The following is a 17,540-nucleotide window of genomic DNA, read 5'->3' on the forward strand; positions in this document are numbered from 1 at the left end:
CTTTGGTTAGATTTCGCTCGGCGCGCAACCCGCCGACGCGTGCGTTTGATCGGTACCTGCCGCCCAGCCAAGGCCACGGCGCAGCAGTTCGTAGAAAATCGGGCTGTCCCAGGCGCAGCGGTCCACCTGTGGCCAAAACTCCATCAGCGGCCTGAGGTCATAGTGGCCACGGCAGTGGCCGAGGGTCAGGTACAGCACCCCGCCCTGCCCCAGCGCTCGCAGGTACAGCACCGGGTGGCGCTGGTATGCCCAGTGTTCGCGGACAAAGCCTGGGGTCTGGCCTTCGAAGCCGGTGTCGAGCAACACCTGGACCTCGGCCTTCATGTCCATCAGGTAGCGTTCGTCGGTCACCTCGAAGGAGTCTATGCCTGCCACCAGCGGGTGTTGCGGCTGCACCACATCGACACGAAATGGCTCGATGGGCGGGTGCGCGGCAAACTGCGAGCCGAGCATCTGCATCAGTTGCGGTTCGCTGTCCGGGGTGTCGACCCGCCCGTCCTCGAGAAAACGCAGGATCGAGTTGGTGCCGTGTAGCGCGTACCAGCGCCCACCGTCTTCAAGCCATTGGCGCAACACCGCCTGTTCGCTGTCGCTGGGCAGCACTTCACAGGTGTAGGTGACCAAAAAGCTGGCCGCCCGAATGGCCTCAAGGTTGGCGTAGTCCTCGAACACCCGCACGCGGATACGCGGGTTTTCCCCCAACAGCTTGAGCAGCTCCAGGCGCGCGAAATCGATGTCGTGGTATTTGCCAGCGGCGATCAAGACGCAATCGATACGCCCCGGTTGTGAGGTGTGCGCTGTGCTCATCGGGTGGCTCCGGCAACGGTGTTATCGAGGGCGTCGGTCGCTGCGGCCTGCGGGCTGTGGCGGGTCTCGCCACGCAGCAGGAAGTGAGACAGTGCCGGCACCAGGATGAGTGCGCCGAGCATGTTCCAGAGGAACATGAAGGTCAGCAGGATGCCCATATCAGCCTGGAATTTGATCGGCGACCAGGCCCATGTAACCACCCCGGCACCCAGGGTCACACCGACCAGCGCCACCACTTTGCCGGTGCTTGCCAGCGCCTTGCGATAGGCCTCGCTTACCGACAGCCCGCTGCGCTGAAAGGCCAGTTGCGTGCTGAGCAGGTAAATCGCGTAATCCACGCCGATCCCGACCCCCAGCGCGACCACCGGCAAGGTCGCGACCTTCATGCCGATGCCCAGGTGCACCATCAGCGCTTCGGCCAACACCGACGTCAGCACCAGCGGTACCAGCGCGACGATGACCGCGCGCCAGCTGCGGAAGGTGATCAGACACAGCAAGGCCACGGCGGCATAGACATACAGCAGCATCTTGCGATTGGCTTCCTTGACCACGATGTTGGTCGCCGCATCGACGCCAGCATTGCCGGCGGCAAGGAGGAACTCGCGGTCCTGGGTGGTGTGCTCGGCCGCGAAGGCCTGGGCGACGTTGAGCACGCGTTCCAGCGTGTCGGCCTTGTGGTCGGCGAGATAGGCCAGCACCGGCGTCATGGTGCAACTGGTGTTGAGAAACTCGGAGTTCCATGACACCGCATTGCCGATCTGGGCATCGATGATGCTTTGGTTGTCACTGATGGTCGCCCACTTCGGGTTGCCCTCGAACATGCCGGCGGTATAGGTGCGGATCGTGTCAGCCAGCGATACCGTGCGCTGCACGCCGGGCACTTGTGCCAGCTGCCAGCCCAGGCGATCGACTTCGGTCAGGGTTTCGTAGCTGCGGCACCCATCGGGCGGGGTTTTCACCATCACCGCGAACACATCGCTCGATATCGCGTAGTGCGAGGTAATAAAGGCGTTATCCAGGTTGAAGCGCGAATCCGCCCGCAGCTCCGGAGCCCCCGCATCCAGGTCGCCCACCTGTAGCTGCAACGAGGTGACAAACCCCCAAACCCCTAGCACCAATGACACCACGATCACCAGCAGTGCTGGGCGCCGCTCGGTGAAGCGCGACAGCCAGCGCCACAGGCCTCTGGCCTGATTTTCTTCGGCCTCGGCCGCCAGGCTGCGGCGCGCCGCACGAGGCGAGACACCGACAAAGGACAACATCACCGGAATCAGGATCAGGTTGGTAAAGATCAACACGCCAACACCGATACTGGCCGTCAGCGCCAGCTCGCGAATCACCGGAATATCGATGATCATCAACACGGCAAAACCCACCACGTCAGCCAGCAGCGCGGTGACACCGGCCAGGAACAGGCGCCGGAAGGTGAAGCGCGCCGCGACCAGGCGATGGGTACCGCGACCGATGTCCTGCATGATGCCGTTCATTTTTTGCGCGCCGTGGCTCACGCCGATTGCGAACACCAGGAACGGCACCAGCATGGAGAACGGGTCGAGGTTGTAACCCAGCGACACCACCAGCCCGAGCTGCCAGATCACCGCGACAATCGAGCAACTGAGCACCAGCAAGGTACTGCGGATGCAGTGGGTATAGAGGTAGATAATGGCGACCGCGACCACCACCGCGACGAGGAAGAACACCATGACCTTTTCCAGGCCCGCGATCAGGTCGCCAATCAGCTTGGCAAAGCCGATCACGTAGATATTGACCTTGGCGTCCGGGCCCTGGGCATGCTGCTGGCGGATCGTTTCTATGGCATCGGACAGTTTCTGGTAGTTGATGGGGTTGCCGTCGGCATCGGTGGGCAGCAGAGGCACCACGATCATGCTCGATCGATAGTCACGCGAAACCAGGCTACCGACCACACCGGCGCGGCCAATGTTGATGCGCAGGTCGCGAATCGATTTGGCCGAGCCGTCGTAATCGTTCGGCAACACCGGGCCACCGGTGAAGCCCTCCTCCGTCACCTCGGTCCAGCGCACCACCGGGGTGAAGATCGACTTCATCCATGGCCGGTCGACACCAGGCAGAATGAACACTTCATCGTTGATCGCAGCCAACTCGGCCAGGTACTCGGCATTGAAGATGTCCCCATCCCGAGCCTCCACCACGATACGCACCGAGTCGCCCATCCCGCGTAACTCATCGCGGTTGGCGAGGAAATTCTTAATGTATTCGTGGCCGTGCGGCAGCATCTTGTCGTAGCTGGCAGCGATGCGCAGGTCGCGGGTCTGGTAGCCCAAAAACAGGGTGACCAGCACACACACCAGCACGATCAACAAGCGGTTATTGAAGATCAGCCGTTCCAGCAGGCTGCCCGAGCGCCCGTCAAAATCCTTGAGCTCGCGCACCACGTCCATCTTCGGCTGGTTAATTGAAGTAGCCATACTTGCCCTCCCCTTGCTGAGCGCTGGTCGCGCTGGCGTTCTTCACCACCACGTTGGGATTGGCGACCTTGGGTTTTTCCAGCGCCACCGCTTCGTGTTGCACGCCCGCGGCGCCGACCAGGGTCAACTGACCGTCTTCACGGGCGGCAAGCCCGAAGAACGGCATGCTGTGCGCAAGCTTCATGGCCTTGAATGTTTTGCCACCGTCGTGGCTGCGGGCGATGTCGCCGGAGAGCGTGCCGAGCAGAAGGCTGCCATCGGGTAAAAAGGCACCGGAGGTAATCCCCGCCTGGGTCTGCGCCTCGACACGGGCCCAGCTGTCGCCGCCATTGATCGAACGCAACACACTGCCGCGCATGCCGAACGCCACCAGATGCCGGCCGTCACTGACCACTCCAAACAGGGTGCCGTCATAGCCGGTGGGCTTGGCCACGAACGCCGCGTCGCCCTTGCCCATGCGCCAGACCATGCCTTGCTCGCCGGCGATATAAAGCGCGTGCCGGTCGGCGCTCATGGCATAGAAATGCAGCTCGCCCGGGTTATCGATACGGTGCTGCCAGGGCTCCCAAGTCTTGCCACCGTCGTCGGTGCGCAGCAGCCGGTTGAACAAGCCGGCAACATAGCCGGTGTTTGCGTCGATAAAATGCACCGCCATCAATGCCTGGGTACCGCCATAACTGCTGAGTACGGCTTCGCGATCCAGGTAGGTCTGGGCGTCGGCCAGAGAACTGCCGCCGCCACCGGACCCGTAATAGGTGTTGATCAGGCGAGTTGCGTCATGCCCGTCCAGCTGCTTGGTCCAGGTTTCACCACCGTCGGCGCTACGCAGCACCACCCCGCCCTGACCAACCGCCCAACCGTTGCGTTCATCGCCGAAGGACACCGCAACCAGGTCGCTGCTGACCGGCACCTGCGCCTGGCGCCAGGTCTTGCCGCCATCATCGGACAAGGCCACATGCCCCCGCTGGCCCACTGCGACGGTGCGCGCGCCCACACTCGCCACCGCAATCAGCGGGCTCATCAGCAAGCGTTCGCTGGTGATCGCCGACACGTCGCTGGGGTCTTCAAACGCCAGCGCCGGAACACCCACCGACAGTGCAACGGCCAACAGCACGCCCCGAAAGCCATGGGGATCAAAGATACGCATAGACACTCTCCTCATGACGCCTACCGTAAACACGGCAGGCGCGCGATTGCTCATCAGAACGTGGATTTCAGCGTCAAAGAGACCCAGCCACGGTCGTTGAGCAGTGCATTGCCATTGGCTCCGGCAATCTGCCCGGTGGCATTCTTGGTGTACTCGCCGAAGTAGTCGTTGTAGGCCAGGCCGACCTTGTAGCGGGAGTAGACGTCAGCCTCCACGCCCACGCTCCACGAACCGGAGTTTTCAGCAGCCCCCAGCGCTGCGGGCGAATTGCCTTTAAGGCCGATACCGAAGTTCATTGGCATGGTCATGTCGACCCCAGGGAACACTTGGTACCAGGTCGGGGTAAACGCGACGTTCATGCCCCAGGCGTCGTCGGTGGCGCACCCAGCGTCGACGCCTTGCGTGCAGGCGTAGTCTTCGTGGTTGAAAAAGGCCTTGGTGGAGCTTTTCACCGAATCAAGGCGCGAGTAGGTCAGTTCTGCTATCAGCGGCGCAGAGTCGAACAACGGCGTCTTGCCTATATAAGCAACCATGTTGACCAGGGCGTGCCAGGTATCACCGCGGGCGAGTTCGGGCGAGAAGCCAACGGTGCTCAATAGCGTGTTTTCCCGCCGGGACAGCTCGGCGCTAACCGAGACAGCCCCGATCAAGCGGCTGTAGCTGATACCGTAAAGCCGTACATCTTCGGCGTAGGCGTTGAAGGCGAAGCCCTCATTGGACAACAGAATGGTTGGCAGGCGGTCGTCGAAGTTGCGCACGTACAGGCCAATGTTGCCGCCCAGCAGATCAGACTGGATCAGCGTGTTCAGCCCCCAGCTGCCCGTGTTTTTCGGTGTGCGATTAGGTCCGTTGTGGAGATCGCCGACATAGGAGAGCCCGCCGACGTTCTGGTCGCCCAGCAAACTGACGTTGCTGGAGCCCAGGTAGGTGCCACCATCGGGCAGGCGGTGCGGATCCCACTCCAGGTAATAGTTGCCGGCGACGCTGATCTTGTCGGTTACCTGCAGGCTGGCGGACAGCTGGCTCTGTGGCAGGAACAGCTCCTTGGCCTCGATCCCCGGTGTCGAGGTGGCCTTGCGCAGGTCCAGAGGGCCCTGGCCGTAGGCAATACTGTCGCCGAAGGAGAACAGCGACTCCCCCCAATACACGTTATGACGACCGGCGCGAAGGTTCAGTGGCATGTCGCCAATGTCCACCTTGGTGAACGCGAATGCATCAAGCAGCTCGCCAGAACGATCGTAATAACGCTCTACATTGCTGGTGAACTTGCGATCCGGGTAGGTCGGCGCAACGCCCAGAGAATCGTTGTACTTGACGTCATCATCGTATGCAAAGTCGTTCCAGCCAGCGGCCGACACGCGAAAGCCATGGGCTTCTTTGAAGACGAAATCGAGTTCGGTCAGGATGTCGACCCGGTTGGTGACCACATCGCCCTTGTCACGGTAGAGCGTTGAGCTGTCAAAGCCCGGCGAATTGACCAGGTTGCTGTCACGCCCTTCGGCCCGCCAGCCGAGGTTGTATTTGAGGGTGTTGTCCCAACGCAAGGCGAGGTCGGGGTTACCTGTATCGATATTGAATGCATAAGCAGGCAACGCTGCAAGGACCACCGCCGCGCTTCCCGCCCGACGCAGCAAGCCTGCGGTGTGGTTGAACTTGGTTTTCTTGTTGTTGTTCTTGTTCATGAATGCTCCGAACGTGAGGTCTGCGCCTCGGCCGTGAGTTTATCTTAAAAAACCAACATGATCGTTTTGTTTGTATTTATTTTTCAGCCCAATCATTTCCTCCTGCTGGAAGCTGTTCAGACGGCTCTAAAGTCGGCTCGTGGAGAGCTAAAAATAAAAACCGACATGTACGTTTTTTATTACCCTACACCCGACTTTCCGCTTGAGCAACCCACCTCCACGCAAATTTCACGGCCGTCGGGTGCCGGGATGCCAACCACGTGGCTTTGCGCCGGGTATGCATTTTTGCAAAGTGGAGGTGCGATTTATGCCGTTAACAAATGCGTTTTTGCACTGTTAGGCTTTACGACGGCAGTACAAAAACAACATCAAGCGCCGCATGGTGCGGGAGACAACTGCATGGAACTTGAAACCCTGATAGTGGAAACCCAAGGACGCGTCGGACTGATCACCCTCAACCGACCCAAATCCCTCAATGCCCTCAACAGCCAGGTCATCGCCGAACTGAACCTAGCCCTGGACCATTTCGAAAATGACTCTCGGATTGGTTGCATGGTCATCACAGGCTCCCCCAAAGTGTTCGCAGCCGGTGCAGACATCAAGGAAATGGTCGACTTCAACTTTCCGCAGGTCTACCTGGACGACTTCTTCACGGCTGCCGACCGTATCGCCAGCCGACGCAAGCCGCTGATTGCCGCTGTAGCCGGCTACGCCTTGGGCGGCGGTTGTGAACTGGCGCTGCTCTGCGACTTCATCTACGCCGCGGATAACGCCCGTTTCGGCCTGCCGGAAATCACCCTCGGCGTACTTCCTGGCATTGGTGGCACGCAGCGCATCACCCACGCATTGGGCAAGGCCAAGGCCATGGAAATGTGCCTGACCGGGCGCCAGATGGACGCACAGGAAGCCGAGCGTGCAGGCCTGGTCGCGCGCATCGTGCCTCTCGACAACCTGCTGGAAGAAACCCTGAAAACCGCGCGGATCATCGCCGAAAAATCGCTGCCGGCGAGCATGATGGTCAAGGAGTGCGTCAATCGCGTGTTCGAAACCGGCCTCAGCGAAGGCATCCGTTTCGAGCGCCGGGTGTTCCACTCGATCTTCGCCACCGCCGACCAGAAGGAAGGCATGGCAGCCTTCGTCGAGAAGCGTGCAGCGCAGTTCAAGCATCGTTGACATCCCAGGCAGGCCATAAGCCTTTCTACTCAGAACAAAGGTGGAGAACCATCACGTGCACATTGGTGTTCCTCTCGAAACGCAGACGGGCGAGACAAGGGTTGCAGCCACCCCGGAAACCATCAAGAAATTGGTTGGCCAGGGTCATAAAGTCACTGTACAGAGCAGTGCCGGCATCAGTGCCAGCGTCACCGACAGTGCTTATGAAGCAGCCGGTGCCACTATTGGAAGCGCTGCCGATGCCTTCGGCGCGCAGCTGATTCTCAAGGTCGTGGCTCCCAGCGACAGCGAACTCATCCAGATCAAGAGCGGCACCGTTCTGGTGGGCATGCTCAATCCGTTCAACAACGAGACCATCGCCAAAATGGCCGAGTGCGGCATTACCGCCTTTGCCCTCGAAGCCGCGCCTCGTACTTCCCGTGCCCAGAGCCTGGACGTGCTGTCTTCGCAGGCCAACATCGCCGGCTACAAAGCCGTGCTGCTGGCCGCTCATCACTATCCGCGCTTCATGCCGATGCTGATGACCGCAGCCGGTACCGTCAAAGCCGCTCGCGTGCTGATCCTCGGTGCCGGTGTGGCCGGTTTGCAGGCCATTGCCACGGCCAAGCGCCTGGGCGCGGTGATCGAAGCCTCGGACGTGCGTCCTGCGGTGAAGGAACAGATCGAATCGCTGGGCGCCAAGTTTGTCGATGTGCCCTACGAGACCGATGAAGAGCGTGACTGCGCAGTGGGTGTCGGCGGCTATGCGCGACCTATGCCGGCCAGCTGGATGCAGCGTCAGGCCGTGGCCGTGCACGAGCGCGCCAAGCAGGCCGACATCGTCATTACCACTGCACTGATCCCGGGCCGCAAGGCGCCGGTACTGCTCAGCGCCGAAACCGTCGCCCAGATGAAACCGGGCTCGGTGGTGATCGACCTGGCAGCGGCCCAAGGCGGCAACTGCCCGCTGACCGAGGCCGATCAGGTCGTGGTCAAGCACGGCGTGACCATCGTCGGCCCGACCAATCTGGCAGCCGCGGTCGCAGCCGATGCCTCAGCACTCTATGCACGCAACCTGCTGGACTTCATGAAGCTGCTGTTCGACACAGACGGGCAGCTGCTGATCAACCTCGAAGACGACATCGTCGCCGCGTGCCTGATGTGCCGCGACGGCCAGATCGTGCGCAAAAACGGCTGAGGATAAAAACAATGGAAGACATGCTGATTTCCCACGGTATCTACAACCTGATCATCTTTGTGCTGGCGATCTATGTCGGCTATCACGTGGTCTGGAACGTGACACCCGCGCTGCACACCCCGCTGATGGCCGTGACCAACGCCATCTCGGCCATTGTCATCGTCGGCGCCATGCTCGCCGCCGCCCTGACCGTGACCCCGCTGGGCAAGATCATGGGCACCCTGGCTGTGGCCCTGGCCGCGGTGAATGTGTTCGGTGGCTTCCTGGTCACCCGGCGCATGCTGGAAATGTTCAAGAAGAAAGCGGCGAAAGCTCCGGCCGCCAAGGCCCCAGCAGTCAAGGCTGAGGTGCAGCAAGCATGAGCATGAACCTGGTTACATCCCTGTATTTGATCGCCTCTGTCTGCTTCATCCAGGCGCTCAAGGGTTTGTCGCACCCGACCACGTCCCGTCGCGGCAACTTTTTCGGCATGCTCGGCATGGGCCTGGCGATCCTGACCACCGTCGGCTTGATCTACAAGCTGGGCTCCGAGCTGGCCCAAGATGGCATCGTCTACGTGATCGTCGGCCTGTTGATTGGCGGTACCGCCGGTTCGATCATGGCCAAGCGCGTAGAAATGACCAAGATGCCTGAGCTGGTTGCTTTCATGCACAGCATGATCGGCCTGGCTGCGGTGTTCATCGCCGTTGCTGCTGTGGTCGAGCCGCAATCGCTGGGCATCGTGCAGAACCTCGGCGATGCGATCCCGGCGGGTAACCGCCTGGAACTGTTCCTGGGTGCGGCCATCGGTGCGATCACCTTCTCGGGTTCGGTCATTGCCTTCGGCAAGCTGGCAGGCAAGTACAAGTTCCGCCTGTTCCAGGGCGCACCGGTACAGTTCTCCGGCCAGCACAAACTGAACCTGATTATCGGCCTGGCCACGCTCGGCCTGGGCATTACCTTCATGCTCACCGGCGGCTACACCGCCTTCGCGTTGATGCTGGCCCTGGCCTTCGTGCTGGGTGTGCTGATCATCATCCCGATCGGCGGTGCCGACATGCCGGTCGTGGTGTCGATGCTCAACAGCTACTCGGGCTGGGCGGCGGCCGGTATCGGCTTCTCGCTGAACAACTCGATGCTGATCATCGCCGGCTCCCTGGTGGGCTCGTCCGGTGCCATCCTCTCGTACATCATGTGCAAGGCGATGAACCGTTCGTTCTTCAACGTACTGCTCGGCGGTTTCGGTGGCGCTACCGATGCTGGCGGCCCGGCTGGCTCGCAAGAGGCTCGTCCGGTGAAATCCGGTTCGGCTGACGACGCAACCTTCCTGCTGACCAACGCCGACACCGTGATCATCGTTCCGGGCTACGGCCTGGCGGTAGCCCGGGCACAGCACGCACTCAAAGAACTGACCGAGAAGCTGACCCATCGCGGCGTGACCGTGAAGTATGCGATCCACCCGGTGGCCGGTCGGATGCCTGGCCACATGAACGTACTGCTGGCCGAGGCCGAAGTGCCGTACGACCAGGTGTTCGAGATGGAAGACATCAACTCCGAATTCGGTCAGGCCGATGTGGTGCTGGTGTTGGGCGCCAACGACGTGGTCAACCCGGCCGCGAAGAACGATCCGAAATCGCCGATTGCCGGCATGCCGATTCTCGAGGCGTTCAAGGCCAAGACCATCATCGTCAACAAGCGCTCGATGGCCAGCGGCTACGCCGGCCTGGACAACGAACTGTTCTACCTGGACAAGACCATGATGGTGTTTGGCGATGCCAAGAAAACCATCGAAGACATGGTCAAGGCGGTGGCCTGACAGGACAACGTGCGAGGACAGTGGGGCTTGCCCTGACAACCGAAATTGCCTACTGTCTTCGAACAATTAAAAACGTTTTTGTTTGTTTTTGTCTATTCCGAAAAATAACAAGAAGGAGTGAGCAGATGAGCGACTACGACGTGATAGTGCTGGGCACCGGCGCTGCTGGCTTGGCCTCCGCAATTGCCGCCAGTGAAGGCGGTGCGAGGGTGGGAGTCTTCGAAAAGGCCGACCTGGTGGGGGGTACCAGCGCCTGGTCGGGCGGGCAGATCTGGATTCCGAACAACCCTCATCAGTTGGCGCTCGGCAAGGCAGACAGCCGCGAGGAGGCGATCACTTACCTGATGTCGCTCTCACACGGGATGATCCAGGAGGAAATGGCAACGAAGTATGTGGATACCGGCCCGGAAATGATCGAGTTTTTCGAAGCCTGTACACCGGTAAAATTCTGCTCGATCCCGGACTTTCCCGATTACCACCCCGAGCATCCCGGTGGCAAACCCGAAGGCGGCAGGACACTGGAATGCCCCCCCTACCCGTTCGGTGAGCTCGGCCATTGGGCGACGCGGGTACAAACCTCCCCCTATTGGCCAGACCACAACATTACCGTTGGCGAAACCACCCTGGGGCAGCCGGTGCCGACCGAAGTCCCCCATGAGGTTAAAGAACGGCGCAAAGCCAACGATGAGCGCGGCTTGGGGCTTTCGTTGATTGCTCGCTTGCTGCGTGGCTGCCTGGACCGCGACATTGAGCCGTACACCGGACATCGAGCAGTTGAGCTGCTGATGGACGATGACAAACGCGTCTGCGGCGTGCGATTCGAGACTGCTCAGGGTATTCGTGAAGTGCGTGCAGGCAACGTGATCCTCGCCACTGGCGGGTTCGAATGGAACCGCGATCTGGTTCGCGCCTTTGTGCGCGGGCCACTGACTCACCCGGTTTCAGTGCAGAGCAATACGGGTGATGGGCTCAAGATGGCCATGCGGGTCGGCGCCATGCTGGGCAACATGCGCGAAGCCTGGTGGATGCCGGTGATCGAGGTTCCGACCACCGTCAACAGCGCCGGTCAGCAGCTACTGACCTATGAACGCACCATGCCCGGCTCGATCATGGTCAACCGCGCCGGCAAGCGCTTTACCAATGAAGCGGCAAATTACAATGCCTTCGGTGCTGCCTTTCACGAGCAAAACGTCAGCCGCTTCGACTATGCCAACCTGCCCTGCTGGTTGATCTTCACTCAGGCGTTCTACTCCAAGTACCCTTTTATTGGTGGCTTGGCCGACTCCTTCAGCGGCGGCATCTCGGTGCCGCAGTGGGTCACCCGAAGCGACACCCTGGCCCAGTTGGCCGAGCAACTGGGCATTGATGCCACAGGGCTTGCTGACACCGTCCAGCGCTTCAACGGCTTTGCCGCCCAAGGCAACGACCCGGATTTCCAGCGTGGTGACAGCGCAAACGACCTGTGGTGGGGTGAGCCCAGCTTGCGCGGGAAGAAGAGCGCCACCCTGGCACCACTCGAAGAAGGCCCTTACTACGCCATTGAGGTCAAGAGCGGTTGCCTGGGCACCAAAGGCGGGCCACAGACTGACACTGATGCACGCGTATTAGATGTTGACGGCAAAATCATCCCAAGCTTGTATGCCGCCGGCAACGTGATGGCCTCACCAATGGGCATGACCTATGGCGGAGCCGGCGGAACGTTGGGGCCGGGAATGGTGTTTGGCTATCTGGCGGGTAAAGCTGCAGCGCAGGCACTGAAACCGGTGTAGGTGTAATTGTAATTGTTGGCTCGGACAATCCCCCGCTTCCACAGGGTCACAAGATCCATTGTGGGGCGGGCTCGCCCTCAAAGAGGCCACGGGATCAACGCTGTTTACACTCAGCCGTCTAGGGGCTGTTGAGATTCAGCGCGAGTTGATAATGGCTGAGACGAGATTGACCATGGCACAAAAGCTCGTATCGGTCTTATCACTACGCATTGCGATACGCTTAAACTCCTTGAGTTTGCAGAAAAAATTCTCGATCAAGTGCCGCCATTTATAAACGTGCAGGTCAATGCCCAAAAGGGCCCTGCGTTGAGGCATTTGTGAGATGACGATCTTGGCTCCCCGCTGGTTCAAGTCCGCTATCAACCAGTTCGCATCGAACGCCTTGTCGGCGATCAAACCGTCGAACTCCACGTCTTTGAGCAATGGAGCAACACCCACCATATCGTGACGCTGACCGGGCAGCAGGACAAAACGCACCAGATTGCCCAAGGCATCCGTCAATGCCAGGATTTTGGTCGTCATACCGCCTCTGGATTTGCCTATGGCCTGATTTTGAGTCCCCCTTTTGCGCCCTGGCCATGACGATGAACCTTGATAATCGTAGCGTCGACCATTGCATACTCCATGTCGGGCTCATCGCTTACGGCATCGAACAGACGCTTGAAGACGTCAGCCTTTACCCAGTCACAAAAGCGCTTGAAGACCGTATTCCATTTTCCGAAATCAGACGGCAGATCGCGCCATGGACTACCTGTGCGGGCAATCCACAGAACCGCCTCGATAAAACGCCGATTGTCCGTCCCACTGCGGCCGGGATCGCTTGGCTTGCCTAAGCAGTGTGGTTCCATCTTTGCCCACTGGGCATCTGTGAGTACAAATCTGATCATCCTGAAATTTCAACACAGACCGAACCTATGGGAAAGTGTTCATGCCCTTTGAAGGTGCCAGACTCCACGGCTATTCAGCGTAAAGCACACAGCCATAACAGCCTCATGGAAATTCGCTGACGTAATGGCCTCGATCGGCGCGCTGCCGTCCAGCATTCGGTGAGGATTCAGTAATGCTCGGTAGATCTCCCAGGAATCAGCGTCCGGCGAATGCTTCAGCACAGCCTGCACCAGCTTATGTTTCAGGGGATCTAGGTGCCAATCTGGAACGCGCTGCCCCTGGTTACCCAGGCTCAACGCTAGCACTTTTTTGGCTTGAATCTCGTAGCTGATCCACCTGCGTGATTTGCCGGCCATCTCAGCGAACACCGTAGCCGGCAGGTTATGCGGGGCATTGAACATCTCCAGCATCTCCATCCGCTCACGCTGAATATCCGAAAACTCAGGCGTTGGCCCCGAAACAGCCGATATGCGTTGAGCGGCTACAGGCAGCGTGGGCATTGTGCTTCCTGCGCTTGTCACCCCCAGGATGGGAGCGCGCGTCGCGGTAGGGACCACTTCGTCAAAACCTCCCGCCAACTGCGGAACACCTTCTAGGTGAATGGTGATCGGCATGCTAGCCGCTTCAACCTGGCACTGCTCGAAGAGATCCAGTCTATCGGCCCAATCCTGCATCATCCTGCGGCGCTGCTCGACATACTCGGCATGGTTGTACGCTGCGCTCACCTTATCAGGATCGGCGTGCGAGAGTTGCGCATCTATCCAGATCTTCGGATAGCCAATTTCGTTAAGTGCGGTGGACATGGTCCCTCTGATCCCATGGCCTGTCAGCTGGTCTTTATATCCGATCCTTTTCAGCGCAGCATTGAGCGTGTTTTCGCTGATGCGCTTGCTGAGGTCACTGTAGTGGGCAAATAGATAGCTCTGGGCCGGCTTCACTTGATCCAGCAGGTGACGAACGACCTCTATAGCCTGCACCGACAGCGGCACGATGTAGGGCGGGATATCGCCGGGACGCTTACCCTCCTTGCGCAGTTCGAGCTGTAACTGTTTCACCACTTCAGGGGGGATGATCCAAAGACCCTTATCGAGATGGAACTGATCCGGCGTAGCCAGCCGCAGCTCCCCTGTACGCACTCCCGTCAAAAGCAGCAACCGAAGGCCAAGCTGGGTCTGCAGCTTACCGGGATACTTGCGTAGTATCTGGAGCATGGCCGGAAGCTCGAGCATGCGCAGGAATGGATTGTGGCGCACAGCCGGCTGGGGCAGCGCGACGACGTCCAGATCGAACGCCGGATTCAGCGGTAACCCGGGGACGATGATCAGTGCGTAACGGAACATCTGCCGGAACCAGGTACGGACCTTTTCGGCGGTAGTGAGCGCCTTTCTACGCTCGATCCTTGCAACGACTTCCAACAGGTCGGGGCGCTGGATCTCATAGATTGACTGCTTCCCAAGAGTAGGAAGAACGTCTTTGCCAAAGATGCGCTGGATCTGTGAAAGCGTGCTCTGCCGTCCTTCCTTGAGAACGAGCCTACGATGCTCGACCCACTTGTCAAACACGGCCTTGAATGTGTTCTCGTCCGCGAGACGGACGGACTGCCGCTTCTGCTTACGGTGTGCTCGGGGGTTGATGCCCTTGGCCAAAAGAGCTCGGGCTTCGTCGCGTAGGGCACGCGCTTCCCGGAGACTGACCTCGGGGTAAGTGCCCAGCGACATGCGTTTCTGCTTACCGGCCCAGTAGTAGCGGTAGTGCCACGACTTTCCGCCTTCAGGTGCCACCGCCAGGGACAGCCCATCAAGGTCGCCGATGGTGTAGGGCTTTCCGGTTGTTTTTGCTTGCCGGACAGCCAGATCTGAGAGTGCCATGCTCTAGCTCCTGAACTCTTGGTCAGGACTAGATACTGGTCGCGCAGGCCTCGCTCCTCCAGCAACAATCCGGAAACCGTGACACCCGTATTGATGGACTTAAAAATGGACTTAAAAGTCGTGGCTGTCGGTGGTTTCCAGTGGAACTCGCTGGAACGAAAAAAGGACCCGAAGGTCCTGATTTCAAAGACTTACAGAATTCCGTGGAACTCTGCAGATCATAATTTGGAGCGGGAAACGAGACTCGAACTCGCGACCCCGACCTTGGCAAGGTCGTGCTCTACCAACTGAGCTATTCCCGCATTGTCGTGTTGACGGGCGACATTCTATCGCATCAATAATTGCCGTCAACCCTTTGATTCAAAAAACTTTTATTTATTCTCGACGTCCGCGTTCAAATGCGGCCACGCAGCGCGCAGATAGTGCAGCATCGACCACAGCGTCAGCCCCGCCGCGATCATCAGCAATGAGTAACCCACGATCACCCAGAAGCTCAGCGATGCCGGGTTGGCCAGCAGGATCACCAGCGCCAGCATCTGTGCGGCGGTTTTCCATTTGCCCAGGTTGGAGACGGCAACATGAGCGCGGGCGCCGATTTCTGCCATCCATTCGCGCAGGGCCGAGACGACGATCTCGCGGCCGATAATCACCGCAGCCGGCAAGGTCAGCCAGAAGTTGGCGTGTTCTTGCACCAGCAGCACCAGGGCCACGGCCACCATCAGCTTGTCGGCCACTGGGTCCAGGAAGGCACCGAAACGGGTGCTTTGCTGCAGCCGGCGTGCCAGGTAGCCGTCCAGCCAATCAGTGGCGGCCGCGATGGCGAACACAGTACTGGCCGCCATATAGCTCCAGTGGTACGGCAAATAGAACAGCAAAATGAAGAACGGGATAAGCAGAACGCGAAGTACGGTTAAAAGATTCGGAATATTCATGGCACAACTGGCTGCAAGGTGAGCGGGCATTCTACTCGCTATGCAGGTTGGCATAAATCGACTCAGCGAGCTTTTTACTGATTCCTGGCGCCTTGGCGATTTCATCGACGCTGGCGCGGCCCAGCTCCTGCAATCCACCGAAGTGCTTGAGCAGTTCGCGCCGACGTTTCGGGCCAACGCCCGGCACATCTTCCAGGCTCGATGTAGTGCGCGCCTTGCCGCGTCGAGCGCGGTGGCCCGTGATGGCGAAGCGGTGGGCTTCGTCGCGAATCTGCTGGATCAGGTGCAGCGCGGGCGAATCACCCTTGAGGGTGAATTCATGGGCTGCATCATTGAGGTACAGGGTTTCGAAACCGGCCTTGCGCGTGGTGCCCTTGGCGACGCCCAGCAGGATCAGGTCCGGCACGGCCAGCTCCTGCAGTACATCACGCGCCATGTTCAACTGGCCCTTGCCACCGTCAACCAGCAAAACGTCAGGCAACTTGCCCTCGCCTTCCTTGAGCCGGCTGAAGCGACGCGTCAGTGCCTGGTGCATGGCAGCGTAATCATCGCCCGGCGTGACGCCTTCAATGTTGTAGCGCCGGTAATCTGACTTCAGGGGCCCTTCGGGGCCGAACACCACGCAGGAAGCCACGGTGGCTTCGCCGCTGGAATGGCTGATGTCGTAGCACTCAAGCCGCTGCGGTGGCTCATCGAGGTTGAGCACTTCAGCCAAGGCCTCGAAACGGGCGGCGGTATGTTGACGGTTTGCAAGCCGTGCCCCCAGCGCCTGTTCGGCGTTGGTAACCGCCAATTGCTGCCAGCGCGCCCGCGTGCCACGCACCCGGTGGCTGATGGTCAGCTCCCGGCCACGCAGGCTTTCAAGTGCCTGGCTCAGCACCTCGAAGTCCTCATGCACAACGTTGACGATGATTTCATTGGGCAGTTCACGCTCTGGGCTGGCGAGAAAATACTGCGACAGGAACGCGAGCATGACCTCGGATACGTCTTCCTCGATGCCTACCTGCGGAAAGAAGTTCTTGCTGCCCAGCACACGGCCGCCGCGCACGCTGATCAAATGCACGCAGGCACCGCCCGGGTTGACGAAAGCGGCCACCACATCGACGTCGCCTGTACCGCCCTCCATGCTCTGCTGATCCTGCACCCGGCGCAGCAAGGCGATCTGGTCTCGCAACTCGGCCGCTTTCTCGAACTCCAGCGCCATGGCGGCCTCTTCCATGGCGGCGTTCAATTCGTCGGTCAGTTGGTTGCTGCGCCCTTCCAGGAACATGGCCGAATGGCGGACGTCCTGGGCGTATTCCTCAGGTTCGACCAAACCGACGCAAGGCGCCTTGCAGCGTTTGATCTGGTATTGCAGGCACGGCCGGGTACGGTTCTTGTAGAAACTGTCTTCGCACTGGCGCACATGAAAGGTTTTCTGCAAAAGACTCAGGCTTTCGCGAATCGCCCCTGCGCTGGGGTACGGGCCAAAGTACTTGCCCTTCTGTTTCTTCGCCCCGCGATGGATGGTGAAACGCGGAAACTGCCCGTCGGACAAAAACACATAGGGGTAGGACTTATCGTCGCGCAGCAGGATGTTATAGGGCGGCCGCCATTCCTTGATGAGGGTCTGTTCCAGCAACAAGGCTTCGGTTTCGTTGGCGGTGATGGTGGTCTCGACCTGGGCGATACGCCCCACCAGGGCTGCCGTCTTGGGCGCAAGGCCGGTCTTGCGAAAGTAACTGGCCAGGCGTTTCTTCAGGTTTTTCGCCTTGCCAACATACAACAGCCGCGCCGCGTCATCGAACATGCGATAGACACCGGGCCTGCCGCTGCACGTTTCAAGAAAGGCACTGGAATCGAATGGAGCCGTCAT

13 protein-coding genes and 1 tRNA gene are annotated in these 17,540 nt (G+C 59.8%); 5 read left to right on the top strand and 9 right to left on the bottom strand.

The window, feature by feature from the left end; genetic code table 11:
- Window positions 1–6 precede the first annotated feature (6 nt).
- From AC3IX4_RS18820 to AC3IX4_RS18835, 4 genes are read right to left on the bottom strand one after another with little or no spacing between them, the layout of a single operon-like run.
- Window positions 7–807, bottom strand: a complete 801-nt coding sequence (locus AC3IX4_RS18820) for a ThuA domain-containing protein (protein WP_489256910.1) — start codon at window positions 805–807, stop codon at window positions 7–9.
- Complete coding sequence (locus tag AC3IX4_RS18825) at window positions 804–3,254, bottom strand: efflux RND transporter permease subunit (RefSeq protein ID WP_489256911.1); 2,451 nt, start codon at window positions 3,252–3,254, stop codon at window positions 804–806. The genes AC3IX4_RS18820 and AC3IX4_RS18825 overlap by 4 nt, the downstream gene beginning before the upstream one ends.
- Window positions 3,238–4,401: a WD40/YVTN/BNR-like repeat-containing protein gene (locus tag AC3IX4_RS18830; RefSeq protein ID WP_489256912.1), complete on the bottom strand. Its 1,164-nt coding sequence runs from the start codon at window positions 4,399–4,401 to the stop codon at window positions 3,238–3,240. The genes AC3IX4_RS18825 and AC3IX4_RS18830 overlap by 17 nt, the downstream gene beginning before the upstream one ends.
- Before the next feature lie 53 nt (window positions 4,402–4,454).
- Window positions 4,455–6,083, bottom strand: coding sequence for a DUF1302 domain-containing protein (locus tag AC3IX4_RS18835; protein ID WP_489256913.1), 1,629 nt, complete (start codon window positions 6,081–6,083; stop codon window positions 4,455–4,457).
- A gap of 399 nt (window positions 6,084–6,482) precedes the next feature.
- Here AC3IX4_RS18835 and AC3IX4_RS18840 point away from each other — a divergent pair, with 399 nt between their 5' ends.
- From AC3IX4_RS18840 to AC3IX4_RS18860, 5 genes are all read left to right on the top strand, one after another.
- Window positions 6,483–7,256 (top strand): enoyl-CoA hydratase, encoded by a 774-nt coding sequence (locus AC3IX4_RS18840; RefSeq protein WP_489256914.1) that lies wholly within the window; start codon window positions 6,483–6,485, stop codon window positions 7,254–7,256.
- 55 nt (window positions 7,257–7,311) lie between these two features.
- Window positions 7,312–8,433 carry a Re/Si-specific NAD(P)(+) transhydrogenase subunit alpha gene (locus tag AC3IX4_RS18845; protein ID WP_489256915.1) on the top strand — a complete coding sequence of 374 codons (1,122 nt, stop codon included), beginning with the start codon at window positions 7,312–7,314 and terminating at the stop codon, window positions 8,431–8,433.
- Window positions 8,434–8,444: 11 nt separating this feature from the next.
- Window positions 8,445–8,795, top strand: coding sequence for an NAD(P) transhydrogenase subunit alpha part 2 (locus tag AC3IX4_RS18850; RefSeq protein ID WP_489256916.1), 351 nt, complete (start codon window positions 8,445–8,447; stop codon window positions 8,793–8,795).
- Window positions 8,792–10,228, top strand: a complete 1,437-nt coding sequence (locus AC3IX4_RS18855; RefSeq protein WP_489256917.1) for an NAD(P)(+) transhydrogenase (Re/Si-specific) subunit beta — start codon at window positions 8,792–8,794, stop codon at window positions 10,226–10,228. The genes AC3IX4_RS18850 and AC3IX4_RS18855 overlap by 4 nt, the downstream gene beginning before the upstream one ends.
- Before the next feature lie 125 nt (window positions 10,229–10,353).
- Window positions 10,354–11,997 carry an FAD-dependent oxidoreductase gene (locus AC3IX4_RS18860; RefSeq protein WP_489256918.1) on the top strand — a complete coding sequence of 548 codons (1,644 nt, stop codon included), beginning with the start codon at window positions 10,354–10,356 and terminating at the stop codon, window positions 11,995–11,997.
- A 135-nt stretch (window positions 11,998–12,132) separates the two neighbouring features.
- Here AC3IX4_RS18860 and AC3IX4_RS18865 read toward each other — a convergent pair.
- From AC3IX4_RS18865 to uvrC, 5 genes are all read right to left on the bottom strand, one after another.
- Window positions 12,133–12,884 (bottom strand): IS5 family transposase gene (locus AC3IX4_RS18865; RefSeq protein ID WP_489256919.1). Its coding sequence is split into 2 segments (ribosomal slippage): window positions 12,133–12,554 and window positions 12,554–12,884, totalling 753 coding nucleotides; the frame shifts between segments, so codons are not numbered across the junction.
- Between the two features lie 39 nt (window positions 12,885–12,923).
- A complete protein-coding gene (locus tag AC3IX4_RS18870; protein WP_489256920.1) occupies window positions 12,924–14,753 on the bottom strand; it encodes a tyrosine-type recombinase/integrase in 1,830 nt (609 codons plus the stop codon).
- A gap of 226 nt (window positions 14,754–14,979) precedes the next feature.
- Window positions 14,980–15,055: transfer RNA gene (locus AC3IX4_RS18875), tRNA-Gly, on the bottom strand.
- 69 nt (window positions 15,056–15,124) lie between these two features.
- Window positions 15,125–15,685 (bottom strand): CDP-diacylglycerol--glycerol-3-phosphate 3-phosphatidyltransferase, encoded by a 561-nt coding sequence (pgsA, locus tag AC3IX4_RS18880; protein WP_489256921.1) that lies wholly within the window; start codon window positions 15,683–15,685, stop codon window positions 15,125–15,127.
- 31 nt (window positions 15,686–15,716) lie between these two features.
- Window positions 15,717–17,540 (bottom strand): excinuclease ABC subunit UvrC, encoded by a 1,824-nt coding sequence (uvrC, locus tag AC3IX4_RS18885; RefSeq protein ID WP_489256922.1) that lies wholly within the window; start codon window positions 17,538–17,540, stop codon window positions 15,717–15,719.

The sequence above is a fragment of the Pseudomonas sp. KH_021 genome, assembly GCF_057838865.1.

Coding starts and splice junctions, on each gene's coding strand:
- AC3IX4_RS18820 (WP_489256910.1), bottom strand. CDS start 807: ATGAGCACAGCGCACACCTCACAACCGGGGCGTATCGATTGCGTCTTG.
- AC3IX4_RS18825 (WP_489256911.1), bottom strand. CDS start 3,254: ATGGCTACTTCAATTAACCAGCCGAAGATGGACGTGGTGCGCGAGCTC.
- AC3IX4_RS18830 (WP_489256912.1), bottom strand. CDS start 4,401: ATGCGTATCTTTGATCCCCATGGCTTTCGGGGCGTGCTGTTGGCCGTT.
- AC3IX4_RS18835 (WP_489256913.1), bottom strand. CDS start 6,083: ATGAACAAGAACAACAACAAGAAAACCAAGTTCAACCACACCGCAGGC.
- AC3IX4_RS18840 (WP_489256914.1), top strand. CDS start 6,483: ATGGAACTTGAAACCCTGATAGTGGAAACCCAAGGACGCGTCGGACTG.
- AC3IX4_RS18850 (WP_489256916.1), top strand. CDS start 8,445: ATGGAAGACATGCTGATTTCCCACGGTATCTACAACCTGATCATCTTT.
- AC3IX4_RS18855 (WP_489256917.1), top strand. CDS start 8,792: ATGAGCATGAACCTGGTTACATCCCTGTATTTGATCGCCTCTGTCTGC.
- AC3IX4_RS18860 (WP_489256918.1), top strand. CDS start 10,354: ATGAGCGACTACGACGTGATAGTGCTGGGCACCGGCGCTGCTGGCTTG.
- AC3IX4_RS18870 (WP_489256920.1), bottom strand. CDS start 14,753: ATGGCACTCTCAGATCTGGCTGTCCGGCAAGCAAAAACAACCGGAAAG.
- pgsA (WP_489256921.1), bottom strand. CDS start 15,685: ATGAATATTCCGAATCTTTTAACCGTACTTCGCGTTCTGCTTATCCCG.
- uvrC (WP_489256922.1), bottom strand. CDS start 17,540: ATGACGGCTCCATTCGATTCCAGTGCCTTTCTTGAAACGTGCAGCGGC.